Here is a 14,715-nt window from a genome sequence, read left to right on the forward strand (position 1 = left end):
ATCCGGCAATTTCTTTACTTTTCGGTTGCAGCCGACCCGAAGAGCGGTACCACAATGGTGCCAAAATCATGCCAAATTTTTATATTGGTGCACTTATGTTTTATTCCTCGAAAAATGCACCAACATAAACAGGCTTAATAGACATTCCCCTCAACCTCTCATGATTGGATTTCAGAGATGACATCACCCGAAAAAATATTGATCAACGCCCGGGAGCGAGGTCAACACCATACCTTGCCCTATGCCGGGGCTGTGACACCGGTTGAAGCGTTCGAATTGCTGAAAGCGAACCCAGACGTCCGACTGGTGGATGTAAGGACCCATGCCGAACGTGACTGGGTTGGCAAGGTCAGCATTGCAGAACACCAGCACCTGTCCGTGCAATGGAGCTTGTACCCGGGATCGGTTCCGAATCCCGACTTCATGGACGAACTCCGTGTCGCGACCACCGAGGAAACCCTCATTGTGTTCCTGTGTCGCTCCGGTGTGCGCTCGCGCCACGCAGCGAAACTGGCGACCGAATCCGGCTATCTGCATTGCTTTGATATATTGGAGGGCTTCGAAGGCGACCGCGATGCGGACGGACATCGCAAGATGGTCGCTGGCTGGTGCAAGGCAGGCTTGCCGTGGATAGGTGCTTAACGATTTGCTGTAAGTCGACAATGCGGGTTCGCACAAAGTGACGATGACTACGCAAACCGTATAACTCTTCGGCGCAGGATAGCGGGATCGAAATCTGATTGGCCTTTTCTTCAATCTGGTTGAGCCGGCCGATCTGGCTGGCATACACCTCCTGGCGCTGGAGTGGTGCGACCTCTTCGATGGCCTGCGCCACGGCTCGCAACTGGCCGTCCCGGCGAAACCGCCGTGACCGGACTCTCCCTGCGTACAACGATGGCACGATCCGTGAAAGAGGAATGCAGAGTGCACCGACGGCGACGTCGACAACCCGCATGCACTCCATGAAGCCGGACAACCAGAACGGAAAGTCATTCTGCAGGAATAGGGGTCCCGCTTTATAGAACCTTGATGCAGCGGCCGCGACCGGAACCTCCGTGAAATTAGCCGCCGGAAACTCATTGCGTTTTTAAAACCAGCCAGCGCGACCATGAATAGTCGTCGCCGCCTCAATGAACAATCGACCAGCGCCGGATGAATCGATGCACGCGCAACCAGGGTTGCGGTGGGCGCGATGAGCGGGTAATCACGGGAGGGCAAGTCGCGTCCCAGAGAGCATCAACTCGTAGCGGCACTTTCACCGGAAATCACTGCGGTCAATTGCACCGGCGACGACATGCCCCGTCGCGACCTGTATTTTTCACCGTCTTCCGTCAGAAAGCGTGTCCCCAACGCAAACCAGTCCTCCCTGGTGAGCACCTCCCCAACCAGAGACATCAATGAATTCTCTTCCTTGACCAGTCGCTGATGCATGCTTTCGCAATAGCGTTCGGCGGTCAAAAAGAAAGGCTGGTGGTCGCCACTACTGACGCACCGGTGCACATAGTGTTGCAGCGTCGACAAACTCCGCCAGGCCGAAAGACTGAGCATCTCAAGCTCCTCGACCAGCGAGTCGGCCTCGTCGGTCGAGCAGCAGAGAACGGGGATAACATGCCTCTCGATCTTGCGTGCATGGAGGTACTGATCGAAGTGCTGTAACTGGTTGATCATTGACACCAGCGTCGGCTGATCAACGCACTCTTTCCGGCACTGGATTGACTCCAAATAGCGCCGGAGGCGGGCAAGTATCGTGCACGCATTTTTTTGCTCAAACCGGATGGCAAGCAACGAATAGGTAGCAGTGAGCATGACGACTCCTGAAGCCTGCCACTCGCTTGACGGTGGCACAAGTTTGAATAGGTAAATTCTCACCAGCGACAGATACTTCCCTACTGCGTGTCGATCACGGGCACACAAGTATAGGAAAAATACGCGACAAACCGATTGATATAAATCAGATCAAGGAAACACTGCAAAAAACATTTTTTGATTTTAGTGTACTGAATCGTTATTTTATTCCAGCTTGACGGCGTGTTCGCGCGTGGCATGAAAAGTCAATAATGGCCAGCGCTCCTGGGTGTGCCTGAGATTGACGCCTGAGGTCGCCAGATACGCCATATTTCCAGCAGCATCGTAAGCAACATTGTGACCGGCAGCCGATTTCTCGAAGTCAGCAATGGCACGCTTGTCTTCGCCCGTGACCCAGCGCGCACTGCTGATACTGGTGCCTTCGAATACAGCGTCGACGCCATACTCATTGAGCAAGCGACTGGCCACCACTTCAAACTGCAGCACACCAACCGCACCCAGAATCAGCTCTCCGGTATGAACCGGCTTGAAGACCTGCACCGCGCCTTCTTCACCAAGCTGCTGCAAACCTTTATGCAATTGCTTGATCTTTAGCGGATTGCGGATCCGTACCGAGCGGAAAAAGTCTGGCGCAAAATAGGGAATCCCGGTGAACTGCAACAGTTCGCCCTCTGAGAAACTATCCCCAATCTGCATGTTGCCGTGATTCGGCAAACCGATGATGTCCCCGGCATAGGCTTCCTCGACTTGCTCGCGGCTCGCAGCCATGAAAGTCACGACGTTCGACACTTTAATTTCACGGTTCAATCGCAGGTGCTTGATCTTCATGCCGCGCTCGAAACGCCCTGAGCAAACGCGCAGGAACGCAATCCTGTCGCGGTGCGCCGGGTCCATGTTGGCCTGAATCTTGAACACGAACCCCGAAAAAGGCGTTTCGCCCGGTTCGACCGAACGCACGCTCGCATCGCGCGGACGCGGCGCAGGTGCCCAATCCAGAAGGGCATTGAGGATTTCCCGAACGCCAAAATTATTGATCGCCGAACCAAAGAAAACCGGCGTCTGCGTACCCGCCAGAAATGCAGTCAGGTCGAATGGATGGGACGCGCCATGCACCAGCTCGACCTCCATTTTCAGTTGTTCTATCTCACGCGGAAACATCTCGGCAAGGCGAGGATTATCAATGCCCTTGATGACTTCGAATTCCTGGTCGGCGCGCGCGTCGCCCGGCGCGAACAGCAAAATCTCGTCACGCAACAGATGATAGACACCACGAAACGCCTTGCCCATACCGATCGGCCAGGTTACCGGTGCACACTGGATATCGAGTACAGACTCCAGTTCATCGAGCAACTCAAGCGGATCGCGCGTCTCCCGGTCCATCTTGTTCATGAAAGTGATGATCGGTGTACTGCGCATGCGGCAGACATTGAGCAGCTTGATGGTTTGCGTCTCGACACCTTTGGCCGCATCAATCACCATCAGCGCCGAATCCACGGCGGTCAGCACCCGATAGGTATCTTCAGAAAAATCCTGGTGACCCGGCGTATCGAGCAAATTCACGACATGGTCGCGATACTCGAACTGCATGACGGAACTGGCGACCGAAATGCCGCGCTGCTTTTCAATTTCCATCCAGTCGGACGTGGCATGGCGACCGCTCTTGCGTGCCTTGACGGTACCAGCAAGCTGAATCGCGCCTGAAAATAGCAATAATTTTTCGGTTAGCGTGGTCTTGCCGGCATCGGGATGAGAAATGATGCCAAAAGTGCGCCGACGCCCGCCTTCCCTGCGAATCAGTTCAGCAGGTACGTTGCGTGCTGCTGCAGGAGACGGTTCAGCCGTGGCATCTGCATCGGTGTAAGGTAAATCGTGATTGCTGGCCATGGGACGTTCCTGCGGAAAAGGGGAAGAGTCTACCGGCTATGGTCCGCGAAGTCGAATCCGCCGATCAAAACAACCATGCGGCTAAAGCCAATAGTTGAAAAACCCGTGCAACTTGCGTGCACGGGTTTTTCCGGGATACCAATTTACAGTGCTTTAGTTACGAGGATTTAACGATACGCGGAGCCGGAGACGTTCGCCTGGATCGTAGGGCATCACGCTGGTGTAGGTGCGACCGTTGTATTCATAAGTGACGGCATACCCATTGGTGCGTGACTGCCAGTTATCGACGGTACGGCATTGGCGCACCACTTGTTCCGACGGTTGCTGGTTGGTGTTCTCAACCCGGTCACCGACGATGGCACCGGCAATTGCACCGGCCGCCGTTGCTGCAGTCCTGCCGCTACCGCCACCAACCTGATTACCCAGTAAGCCACCTGCCAGCCCGCCAAGGATGGAGCCGCCGATATTGCGCTCCTGACGTTGGCCCTGTACGTACTCATTGTGGCACTCTTGCTGCGGTTGATTAAATTGCTCGACTTGCGGAACAACCCGTACTACACGGGCTGTGTCTTCGAAATCAGCTGCAAACACTGTGCCGGAAAACGCACCGGCAAGTAAAAAAGCAACCGTGGTCTTTAATGATGTTTTCATGACTTCCCCATTGTTTTTGATGTGATCAGTTTAAGTTGGCATTGCCGGACCGATGTTGCCGCCGAGGGGGATATTGTAATGACTTGTGTCGAAAAACGCCTGGTCCGGGATTTTTTGCAACGAGCGACTAAGCCTTCACGCCTTTCATTTCATGTTCGACGCTGTTGGAGCTGTCACCGAGTTTGCTGGCCCAGGCTTTTTCAAAATAACCTTTTTCCGCATCGCTCGGCTGCAATAGCCAAATCACCAGCAGAGTTCCTTTGTGGTCATGGATTTGCCAGATTTTGGTAATGAAGTCAGTATTCTGAAAATAATCGGCAAGTCCAACCACATAGCCATAAACCCGGTTGAGTCGTTCGATACGATCAGGCTCGGTACTGGCACTCGTTGCGGTAATGGTGGGGTGATCCAGAAACATGCGGTCTCTCCTGATAAAGCCGACTGCGGAAACAGTCAGACGGGCGTGTTGAAAAGTATAAGCGGATCATCCGTTGCATGGCTATGTGCATCGATCGCTATGAGCCGAAATGAGACTGTGCAATCCAGTCAGCCCGCGTGAATGGACGTTCATGCCCTGACAACTTCAGCGCGAACTCGGTCAACATTTCCTGGGTCGGTGCTGGCTCGGCAAATGACACCCAGAATAATCCGATCAGCGACAGCACGACGACCCAGCCATTAATGGCCGGCAGTATGAGCGATGAGGTACTCCGCAAGAATATCCAGCTGATTGCCGTACCGAGCAAGGCACCGCTAGCGGCTTCAGAAACAGAGTGTGCATCAACGATGACGCGGGATACGGAGATCAGCAGGGCGATACTTAGTCCGACAGCGAAGCCTGCCAACCTGCCCCATTGACGACTGCCGTTGAAAGCCAGACATCCGATGATGGGCAATACCGCCGTGGCACGCATTGCATGTCCGCTAATACCGGTGAAATCGATGGCAGCGATGCCAGCACCCCAACCGATAAATGCGATCTTGGTCGCGACAACGAGTGTCATTCCGGCACCGAACAGGACTATCCACCACCCTGCCAGACGCCAGGCCCGACCAGAGATCAACCAGAGAATAATCGCGGCAGCCGCGGGAATAGTCACGATGGAATCACCGAAGCTGGTCAGACGCAGCCATCCGGTCATGGGAATAAGATAAAGCAAAAGATTTCCTTATAGAAATAACTCGACAGGAGTTTATCGCACACTGGGTTTCATTGAACACACCATCGGCAAACATAAGGGCCCGGTGCAGTGATGCATCGGGCCCTTGTTGGCTCACGCTGACGAATAGATTGTCCCGTCAATCAGCGACGATATTCGTCACGTCCGCGCCAATCGTCGCCATGGCGCCAGTTGCGTTCATGGCGGTCCTCGCGCCATTCATGACGCTCGCGCCACTCGTTACCGCGATAGGACGGCTGCACATAAACCGTTGCAGGTGCCACGTAGACGGGGGCTGGCTGGTAGTAATTCGGCTGTGTCTGGTAGTACGTCGGATTGGCCTGGTAATAAGTTGGCTGAGGCTGGTAATACGTCGCTTGAGGCTGGTAGTAAGTCGGAGCGGGCTGGTAATACGAGCCACGTCCCTGATAATAATTATTGTTGGCACTGGCACCCACTGCGGCACCGAGCACGCCACCAACGATCGCCCCATCACGTCCACCGACCGAACTACCAATGGCGGCACCAAAGATGGCACCCACTGCCGTGTCGACACCACGGTCACCGGCATGTGCCGTCGCGCTGATAGCAGCGAATGTGACCAGCAACACTGAAACATATTTTCGAATCAACATAAGGACCTCCTCGAACCCCGTGTGACTGCCAGATATGGCAGCGTTGGCACGCAGGGTATGGTTTTCAATATAACGACCGATCCGACAAATGCAGGGCAGCGACATAGACTATTACAACTGTAAAACCTGAAGTGGCCTCCGTCCTGGCACCGTCCGATCTGTTTCCGGATCATCGCACGCCAGGCTCAAGGTGTGAATTCCCGTTTCTCCAAGGTACAACATCATTGCAAAATTTGCTGGGCAGTTGCCACTCCCCTGCACGTCCAAGTAGACTTCGCGCAGTATTATCCGCTCCAGACCACTCTCACCAAGCTAACCATCATGATATTTTTGACCGTACCATTTGCTGAAAAAGACCAGGCCAAAGCACTGGGGGCGCGCTGGAATGCAGCGCAAAAGAAGTGGTACGTGCCGGACGGTGCTAACAGCGCATTATTTGAAAAATGGCATCCGCAAGCCGCGGCCGGCAACACCGGCAACACCGGCAGCAGCGTCGCGAAAGGACCCTCAATGATGGAGGTCGGATTGACGATTACCGGAGAAAAATATGTGGCACGGGATCATGACTGCATTCCCTGGGAGCCTTGCGCCCACTGCGACGACGCCATTGCCTTGCACAAGCCGCATTTCGCGAACAAGTAGTACTGCGCGAATAACCGCCAGGCAGAACAAAAAAAAAGTAAAAAAAAACGCCTATCGACGATAAGCGTTTTTCTGCGGAGACCGCGAATTACTTGTTGACGGCGTCTTTGAATGCTTTGCCAGCAGAAAACTTGACCGTTTTCGCAGCAGCAATCTTGATCTCTTCGCCAGTACGCGGATTGCGGCCTGTGCGCTCTGCGCGGCTACCGGAAGCAAAAGCGCCAAAACCGATCAGCTGTACCGAATCACCATTGACGACGGCCTGAATCACATTCGACAAGATGGATTCGAGTGCGCGCTGGGCAACAGTTTTAGGAAGATCGCAATCAGCTGCGATGGCATCGATCAGTTCAGTTTTATTCATGAGGACTCCAAGGGAAGATAAGCGCGGATTTTAGCATCAGCGCTTGATGAAAAGGTGCGGTTTTCTGCATGGTAATCGTGTTGCAGTGCAACGCACGACAAACCCGACAACGCCATGACCTTGCAGGAACCAGGTTCGCAATCCGCTGGTGGTCGACCAGCATCAGCATCCGAAATTACATCAAACATCGCGGCTGGCCAGAATTTGCCCGCCACCATAGCTTGTCTGCGCCGTGATAATACCCCCAAGCCGCATCCGGATTGCACAATACTTGAACTCCGGGATTTTTCCAAATGGATCGAGGGCCGAATTGGTCAGCTTGTTGATCGCCGCTTCGTAAAAGCAGAACGGCACGAAGATCGCGCCACGTGGCGAACTGTCATCGGCCCGCGCGTACAACGTCACCTGCCCGCGCCGCGATTCCAGCGTAATCACATCGCCCGGTTCGCCGCCCAGGGCGGCCAAATCAAGCGGATGGATCTGCGCGACAGGATCAGGCTCCAGCGCATCAAGGACCGCCGCACGACGCGTCATGCTGCCAGTATGCCAGTGCTCCAGCTGGCGACCGGTGATGAGCACGTAAGGGTAAGCAGCATCGGGACGTTCATTGGCCGGAATGATGTCGGCCGGAACAAAGCGCGCCTTGCCGCTCGCGGTTGGAAAATGCTCGGTGAACACCACCGGCTCGCCAGGATCGCCTTCGTTTTCGCACGGATACGTAATGGCTTGCTCGCGCTCGAGGCGCTCCCAGCGCATGCCGCCAATACTTGGCATGCAGCTGCGCATTTCCTCGAAGACGTCGGCCACGCTGTCGTACTGCCAGTCCAGTCCCATCCGTGCGGCAATCTGCTGGATGATCCACAAATCCTGACGTGCCTGTCCCGGCGCATCGAGCGCCTGACGACCCATCTGCACCAGCCGATCGGTATTGGTAAAGCTGCCGGTTTTTTCCGGAAAAGCCGTGGCTGGCAAAATCACATCGGCCAGATAAGCTGTCTCGGTCAGAAAAATATCCTGCACCACCAGATGATCGAGTGCCGCCAGCGCTTCGCGCGCATGGTTCGCATCCGGGTCCGACATGGCCGGATTTTCACCCATGATGTACATGCCGCGCACGCCGCCGGTCTTGATCGCATTCATCACTTCGACCACGGTCAGTCCCGGTTGCGGGTCGAGCGGCACACCCCACATTTTTTCAAACTTGGCGATGGCTGCCGGATTGTCAACCCGCTGGTAATCCGGATACATCATCGGGATCAAGCCGGCGTCCGACGCGCCCTGCACGTTGTTCTGACCACGCAGCGGATGCAGGCCGGTGCCGGGTCGGCCGATCTGCCCGGTCATCAGTGCCAGCGCGATCAGGCAGCGTGCGTTGTCGGTGCCATGCACATGCTGGGATATCCCCATACCCCACAGTATCATCGAGCCTTTCGAGGTCGCATACAGCCTGGCGACGTAGCGGATCGTCTCGGCCTCGACACCGCAAATCGGGGCCATCAGCTCGGGACTGTAGCCTTCGACATTCGCCTTCAATTCTTCGTAGCCGATGGTCCGGCCAGCAATGAATTCCTGATCGACCAGTCCTTCATGCACGATCACATGCATCATCGCATTGAGCAACGCGACATCGGTGTCGGGCTTGAACTGGAGGAAACGATGGGCCAGCCGCGACAACTCCGAGCGCCGCGGATCCATCATGATTAGCCGGGTACCGTTGCGCACCGCATTCTTGATCCAGGTCGCGGCAACCGGATGGTTCACGGTCGGATTGGCACCGATGACGATGACGACGTCCGCCTTGGTCACATCCATCACCGGGTTCGATACCGCCCCCGAACCGATTCCTTCGAGCAGCGCCACCACCGACGAGGCATGACACAAGCGCGTGCAATGGTCGACGTTGTTCGAGCCGAAACCGGTGCGTATCAGCTTCTGGAACAGGTAGGCCTCTTCGTTGCTGCACTTGGCCGAACCGAAACCGGCCAGCGACTTCTTGCCGTGCGTGTCGCGCAGGGTGACAAACTGACGGGCCACGAGGTCGAGCGCTTCTTCCCAGCTCGCTTCGCGGAACACCTCGTCCACCCGATCCGGGTCCATCGAAAAATCACCGTGCTTGGGTGCATCGGCGCGGCGGATCAGCGGTACCGTCAAGCGCTGCGCATGTTGCGCGTAATCGAAACCGTAGCGCCCCTTGACACACAAGCGCTTGTGATTGGCCGGACCATCGCGTCCTTCGACATGCAAAATCTTGTTGTCCTTGACGTGATACGTAAGCTGGCAACCCACCCCGCAATACGGACAGACCGAATCCACCTGCTTGTCGGGCACGGCAAGCGCCGCCTCGCGTGCCGGCATCAGCGCACCGGTCGGGCAAGCCTGCACGCATTCGCCGCACGCTACGCAGGTCGAGGCACCCATCGGGTCGCCCATGTCGAAAACGATTTCGGCATGACTGCCGCGAAAGGCCAGTCCGATCACATCATTGACCTGCTCGTCACGACAGGCACGCACGCAGCGGGTGCACTGGATACAGGCATCGAGATTGACCGTCATGGCCGGATGCGAATGATCGGGCCGCACGGCCTCGCGCGGTGCAAAGCGCGGTTTGCCGACCGCCAGTTTGAGCGCCCACTGATCGACTTCGTTATGCCGCGTGTAAGCCGTTTCGGGCATGTCGGACTGCAGCATCTCGAACACCATCTGCTGCGCTTTCAGCGCCCGCGTGCTATCGGTGGTGACAATCATGCCAGCCTTGGGTGCGCGACAGCACGAGGGTGCCAGCACCCGCTCGCCATCGATCTCGACCATGCAGGCGCGGCAATTACCCACTGCGTCAAGGCCCGGCTTGTAGCACAGGCGCGGCACCTCGATGCCTTCGCGGTCAGCCACCTCGATCAGCGTGGCATTGCTGCGCGCACTGACCAGCCGACCATTCATCGTGAATTCGACCATCGGCACATCGATGGCCGACAAATCCTGACGGGTAATCGCATTCATGTTGCTACTCCACGAGTGAGTTCCTGCGGAAAATACCGCACCACGCAATCAATCGGATTCGGCGCGGCCTGCCCCAAACCGCAAATCGACGCATCCCGCATGACGCTCGACAAGTCAGCCAGCAAATCGATATCCCATTGCGGTTGTTCGATCAACGCCAATGCCTTGGCCGTACCGACACGGCACGGCGTGCACTGCCCACAGGACTCTTCCTTGAAAAAACGCATCAGGTTGCGCGCCGCATTGACGGCCGTATCGTGCTGCGACAGCACCACGATGGCCGCCGACCCGATGAAGCAGCCATGCTCCTGCAAGGTATCGAAATCTAACGGAATGGTATTCAGGGATGCTGGCAGGATGCCGCCCGAAGCCCCGCCCGGCAAATACGCGTACAGCTGGTGGCCTTCCTGCATGCCGCCGCAATGTTCATCAATCAGTTCCTGGATCGTGATCCCGGCAGGCGCAAGATGCACGCCCGGCAGCCGGACCCGGCCCGATACCGAAAACGAGCGCAAGCCCTTGCGACCATGACGGCCGTGGCCGGCGAACCAGTCGGCACCTTCTTCGACGATGCGGCGCACCCAGTACAGCGTCTCGAAATTGTGCTCCAGCGTGGGCCGACCGAACAGGCCGACCTGCGCCACATACGGTGGGCGCAAACGTGGCAAACCGCGCTTGCCCTCAATCGATTCGATCATTGCGGATTCTTCGCCGCAAATGTAGGCACCGGCACCCCGCCGCAAATGGATCACCGGCAAATTGGCCATCGGCGGATCGGCGCGCAACCGCGCCAGTTCGGTTTCCAGCAGCGCACGACAAGCATGGTATTCGTCACGCAAATAAATGTAGATGTCGTCAATGCCGACAGCCCACGCAGCGATCAGCATGCCCTCCAGAAAACGGTGCGGATCGCGTTCCAGATACGTTCTATCCTTGAACGTACCCGGTTCGCCTTCATCGATATTGATCGCCATCAAGCGCGGACCCGCTTCGGCACCAACAATGCGCCATTTGCGACCTGCTGGAAAACCGGCACCACCGAGACCGCGCAGCCCCGAATCTTCCATCGTCTTGATGACCGATTCCAGCGTACGCGCACCACTGATGCAGTCCGCCAGCAAACGGTATCCGCCATGGGCACGATAGGCGGTCAGATCGATGTAAGGCGCAGGCGCATGCACCACCGTCCCGGCCTGCACGGCTGCAACGACCTGGTCGGTATCGGCATGAACCAGCGGCAACTGGCCGACCACCACGACAGGTGCCTGCTCGCAGCGCCCGACGCAAGGTGCCGGGATCACACGGATCGTGGTGCCCAGCATGGCCGGCAAGCGTGCCAGCAGATCACGTGCTCCAGCCATCTCGCACGACAATCCATCACACACCCGCACCGTGATCGCCGGTGCCGTCGCGATCTGGCCGTCGCTATCTTCACGCACAACGGCAAAGTGATGATAGAAGGTCGCGACCTCATAGACGGCCGCTTGCGACAGGCGCATTTCCTGCGCCAATGCCGCCAGATGCGGCGTGCCAAGCTGTCCGAAGTGATCGTTAATCAGATGCAAATGCTCGATCAGCAAATCGGGCTGACGGGAGGCGTCGCCCAGCAAGGCCTGTACCTCGACCAGTGCTTGTGGCTGAACGCGTCGCCCTTTCGGTGCTTCACGTTTGCGTTGCCTGGTCGCGGCAACGGCGATGGGGATGATGGTGTGTTTCACTGCGACCTCGTTCTAACGGTGACTTGATTACTTGAAGAAAATGGCGGCTTTCTGAAGCGTGATACCGACCCCCACAGCGAGCGGAATACCGACTGCCGCCCATGCCAGTCCAACCATCACGGGGCTGTTGACGTCGCTGTTAGCGCTGGCACCGCCGACACTGACGGCAACTGCACGGTCATGCGCCAGACGGCGTTCTACTGCCAGTTCAGCCTCGGTCATGAAATCTTTTTCCGCGACGGGACGAACCATCAGGTTACAAAGAAACCCCAGCACCAGCATGCCCGACAAGATGTACATCGTCACATCGTAGGCCTGGGCTTTCGGCACGCCATTGGCGATCTGGTACTCGCGGATGTAGTTCACCAGCACCGGACCGAGTACGCCAGCGGTGGCCCAGGCCGTGAGCAAGCGACCATGAATTGCACCGACCATCTGGGTGCCAAACATATCGGCCAGATATGCCGGAATCGTGGCAAAGCCGCCGCCGTACATCGACAGGATCAGGCAGAACGCCAGCACAAACAGGCCCAGCAAGCCGGCATGCGCCGCCGACGGAATCGATGCATACAGCACAAACCCGAGCGCAAAAAAGAGTAGATAAGTCGACTTGCGGCCGATGTAATCCGACAGCGACGCCCAGAAAAAACGGCCACCAATATTGAACAGCGACAGCAGTCCGGTAAAACCGGCAGCGATCGCAGCGATCTGGCCTTTCTGCGTACCCGACAGTTCATTGAACGACAGGGCAACACCAATGAGGCGACCGCCGAACACTTCCTGCAACAGCGGCGACGCCATGCCGATGATGCCGATACCCGCCGACACATTGAGCATCAGCACCGCCCACAACAACCAGAAGGTGCGGGTTGTGCTGGCTACCGACAGATGCACATGCCGGTTGGTGATCATCACATTGCTGGTCTGCGACTTTGCGGCATTCCAGCCAGCCGGTTTCCAGCCCGATGGCGGCACCCGATACGCGAATGCACCACCGAGCATGAACACAAAATAAATCGCTGCCAGCGTCAGGAAGGTTTCCCACACTCCGACCGACATCGGCGTCGCGTAAAACTTCATCAGCATGTCGGCCAGTGGTGCACCAATCATCGCCCCGCCACCGAAACCCATGATGGCCATGCCGGTGGCCATGCCGCGCCGATCCGGAAACCACTTGATCAGCGTCGACACCGGCGAAATGTAGCCAAGACCGAGACCGATACCGCCGATCACGCCAGACCCCAGCCACATCAGCCAGATCTGATGGGTATAAATCCCCAGCGCCGAAATGACCAGGCCGCCGCACCAGCACAGCGCTGATACGACACCGGCCTTGCGCGGACCGGCATGTTCGAGCCAGCCACCAAAGACGGCTGCCGACGACCCGAGAAAAACGAAAAACAAGGTGTACATCCAGCCCAGCATGGAAATTTTCCAGTCGCAGGTAGTGGCAAACAGCTCGGCAAAAAAACTCATTTCTTTGGCGCACACCATCGGGTCTTTGATGCCAATAGCCTTCGACAACGGCAACCAGAACACCGAAAAACCATAGGCCATGCCGATACACAAATGAATCGCGAGTGCTGCTGGAGGCACCAGCCAGCGATTGAAGCCGGTGCCGGCGATGGTTTTTTCCTTGGCTAGAAAATCGAACATAGACGTTGTCCCCTGAATTGTTTTCATATGCTTGGCAGTGCTTATATTTTGTTGTAGCCTGCGCAAGTCCTCGCTGAAAAATAACACCGAATATTTGATAGATCAATAGCACGGAGTTTGCCGAATGTTCAAAGTCACCATCCATCCGCAATGGGAAATCGTGCAAGGCGCAGAAAAATCGCTCAACACGACCGCCCTGCTTGCATTACTGCGCGCCGTCGAACTCACCGGCTCGATCGCGCAAGCAGCAAAAAAAATCCAGGTGTCGTATCGCTACGCCTGGGGCGTACTCAAGGATGCCGAGGTCCTGTTCGGCAAACCGCTGATGCATACGCAGCGCGGACGTGGCACGCTGCTGTCGCAACTGGCGCAAAAACTGTTGTGGGCCGACCGCCGCATTGCGGCGCGCCTGTCGCCAACACTGGAAAGCCTGGCCTCGGAACTCGCAAGCGAACTGGGAAAACTGGCGGACAACACGACCGGCGCAGTGCGACTCGATGCCAGCCACGGTTTTGCCGTGGCGGCACTGCTCAATGAATTGCACGCAATTGAATTGCCCGTCGAACTGCGCTACCGCAACAGCACCGATGCCGTCACTGCGCTAGCGCGACGCGAGTGTCATCTGGCGGGATTCCATGTACCGCTGGGGCCATTTGAACACCGTGCGGCGGCACGTTATCTGGGCACCTTGAAAGACAAGGACCATTGCCTGATTCATCTGGCGGTGCGCCAACAGGGCTTGTTCGTCACTCCCGACAATCCATTACAGATTCATGGTCTGGCGGACCTGCAGCGTCCCGAAGTGCGTTTCGTCAATCGTCAGGCCGGTTCCGGCACGCGCGCCTTGCTTGAACTGATGCTCGTCGATGCAGGCATTCCAGTAACTGCCGTCAACGGATTTCAGAGCAGCGAATTCACCCATTCGGCCGTCGCGGCCTACATTGCCAGCGGCATGGCCGATGTCGGCTTCGGCGTGCAGACCGCCGCCGAGCGTTTCGGCCTGACGTTTATTCCGCTGGTACAAGAACGGTATTTCCTTGCGATCGAAAAAACCGCGATGGACTTGCCGCTGATTCGCCGGGTACTGAGCGTGATCCGGTCGGACACCTACCGCGCTAGCGTCAATGCACTGGCTGGCTATGAGGCCGGTGATACCGGCAAGGTTCTGTCGCTCGGCGAGGCGTTCGGAGCGATCTGAAGTC

General features: G+C 56.9%; 13 protein-coding genes. 3 read left to right on the plus strand and 10 right to left on the minus strand.

Going from position 1 to position 14,715, the window contains the following annotated elements; all coding sequences use genetic code 11:
- Positions 1–177 precede the first annotated feature (177 nt).
- The gene (locus QN370_RS13620) at positions 178–642 is read left to right on the plus strand and encodes a rhodanese-like domain-containing protein (RefSeq protein ID WP_322128221.1); all 465 of its coding nucleotides are present in this window, start codon (positions 178–180) and stop codon (positions 640–642) included.
- Between the two features lie 594 nt (positions 643–1,236).
- Here QN370_RS13620 and QN370_RS13625 read toward each other — a convergent pair.
- The 6 genes from QN370_RS13625 to QN370_RS13650 form a co-directional block, all read right to left on the minus strand.
- Positions 1,237–1,806 carry a hypothetical protein gene (locus QN370_RS13625; RefSeq protein ID WP_323581736.1) on the minus strand — a complete coding sequence of 190 codons (570 nt, stop codon included), beginning with the start codon at positions 1,804–1,806 and terminating at the stop codon, positions 1,237–1,239.
- Positions 1,807–2,010: 204 nt separating this feature from the next.
- Complete coding sequence (locus QN370_RS13630; protein ID WP_322128223.1) at positions 2,011–3,690, minus strand: peptide chain release factor 3; 1,680 nt, start codon at positions 3,688–3,690, stop codon at positions 2,011–2,013.
- 153 nt (positions 3,691–3,843) lie between these two features.
- The gene (locus tag QN370_RS13635; protein WP_322128224.1) at positions 3,844–4,341 is read right to left on the minus strand and encodes a glycine zipper 2TM domain-containing protein; all 498 of its coding nucleotides are present in this window, start codon (positions 4,339–4,341) and stop codon (positions 3,844–3,846) included.
- A gap of 127 nt (positions 4,342–4,468) precedes the next feature.
- On the minus strand, positions 4,469–4,759 hold the full coding sequence (locus tag QN370_RS13640) for a hypothetical protein (protein WP_322128225.1): 291 nt from the start codon (positions 4,757–4,759) through the stop codon (positions 4,469–4,471).
- Between the two features lie 97 nt (positions 4,760–4,856).
- The gene (locus tag QN370_RS13645) at positions 4,857–5,501 is read right to left on the minus strand and encodes a phosphatase PAP2 family protein (RefSeq protein ID WP_322128226.1); all 645 of its coding nucleotides are present in this window, start codon (positions 5,499–5,501) and stop codon (positions 4,857–4,859) included.
- A gap of 143 nt (positions 5,502–5,644) precedes the next feature.
- On the minus strand, positions 5,645–6,136 hold the full coding sequence (locus tag QN370_RS13650; protein WP_322128227.1) for a glycine zipper 2TM domain-containing protein: 492 nt from the start codon (positions 6,134–6,136) through the stop codon (positions 5,645–5,647).
- A gap of 192 nt (positions 6,137–6,328) precedes the next feature.
- Here QN370_RS13650 and QN370_RS13655 point away from each other — a divergent pair, with 192 nt between their 5' ends.
- Positions 6,329–6,778, plus strand: coding sequence for a DUF5710 domain-containing protein (locus QN370_RS13655; RefSeq protein WP_322128228.1), 450 nt, complete (start codon positions 6,329–6,331; stop codon positions 6,776–6,778).
- Between the two features lie 88 nt (positions 6,779–6,866).
- Here the strand turns inward: QN370_RS13655 and QN370_RS13660 are convergent, their stop codons facing one another.
- From QN370_RS13660 to QN370_RS13675, 4 genes are all read right to left on the minus strand, one after another.
- Entirely contained in the window at positions 6,867–7,142 is a 276-nt protein-coding gene (locus tag QN370_RS13660) for an HU family DNA-binding protein (RefSeq protein WP_009665054.1), read from the minus strand.
- 180 nt (positions 7,143–7,322) lie between these two features.
- The gene (gene fdhF, locus QN370_RS13665) at positions 7,323–10,139 is read right to left on the minus strand and encodes a formate dehydrogenase subunit alpha (RefSeq protein WP_322128229.1); all 2,817 of its coding nucleotides are present in this window, start codon (positions 10,137–10,139) and stop codon (positions 7,323–7,325) included.
- Positions 10,136–11,857 (minus strand): NADH-ubiquinone oxidoreductase-F iron-sulfur binding region domain-containing protein, encoded by a 1,722-nt coding sequence (locus QN370_RS13670; protein WP_322128230.1) that lies wholly within the window; start codon positions 11,855–11,857, stop codon positions 10,136–10,138. Before QN370_RS13670 ends, fdhF begins: the two co-directional genes overlap by 4 nt.
- A gap of 27 nt (positions 11,858–11,884) precedes the next feature.
- Positions 11,885–13,513 (minus strand): OFA family MFS transporter, encoded by a 1,629-nt coding sequence (locus tag QN370_RS13675; RefSeq protein ID WP_322128231.1) that lies wholly within the window; start codon positions 13,511–13,513, stop codon positions 11,885–11,887.
- Between the two features lie 124 nt (positions 13,514–13,637).
- On the opposite strand from QN370_RS13675, the gene QN370_RS13680 reads away from it, so the two are divergent.
- Complete coding sequence (locus tag QN370_RS13680; RefSeq protein ID WP_322128232.1) at positions 13,638–14,711, plus strand: substrate-binding domain-containing protein; 1,074 nt, start codon at positions 13,638–13,640, stop codon at positions 14,709–14,711.
- Positions 14,712–14,715: the final 4 nt, after the last annotated feature.

The organism is Actimicrobium sp. CCI2.3 (genome assembly GCF_035019065.1).
Classification (GTDB): domain Bacteria; phylum Pseudomonadota; class Gammaproteobacteria; order Burkholderiales; family Burkholderiaceae_D; genus Actimicrobium.

Coding starts and splice junctions, on each gene's coding strand:
- QN370_RS13620 (WP_322128221.1), top strand. CDS start 178: ATGACATCACCCGAAAAAATATTGATCAACGCCCGGGAGCGAGGTCAA.
- QN370_RS13625 (WP_323581736.1), bottom strand. CDS start 1,806: ATGCTCACTGCTACCTATTCGTTGCTTGCCATCCGGTTTGAGCAAAAA.
- QN370_RS13630 (WP_322128223.1), bottom strand. CDS start 3,690: ATGGCCAGCAATCACGATTTACCTTACACCGATGCAGATGCCACGGCT.
- QN370_RS13635 (WP_322128224.1), bottom strand. CDS start 4,341: ATGAAAACATCATTAAAGACCACGGTTGCTTTTTTACTTGCCGGTGCG.
- QN370_RS13640 (WP_322128225.1), bottom strand. CDS start 4,759: ATGTTTCTGGATCACCCCACCATTACCGCAACGAGTGCCAGTACCGAG.
- QN370_RS13650 (WP_322128227.1), bottom strand. CDS start 6,136: ATGTTGATTCGAAAATATGTTTCAGTGTTGCTGGTCACATTCGCTGCT.
- QN370_RS13660 (WP_009665054.1), bottom strand. CDS start 7,142: ATGAATAAAACTGAACTGATCGATGCCATCGCAGCTGATTGCGATCTT.
- fdhF (WP_322128229.1), bottom strand. CDS start 10,139: ATGAATGCGATTACCCGTCAGGATTTGTCGGCCATCGATGTGCCGATG.
- QN370_RS13675 (WP_322128231.1), bottom strand. CDS start 13,513: ATGTTCGATTTTCTAGCCAAGGAAAAAACCATCGCCGGCACCGGCTTC.
- QN370_RS13680 (WP_322128232.1), top strand. CDS start 13,638: ATGTTCAAAGTCACCATCCATCCGCAATGGGAAATCGTGCAAGGCGCA.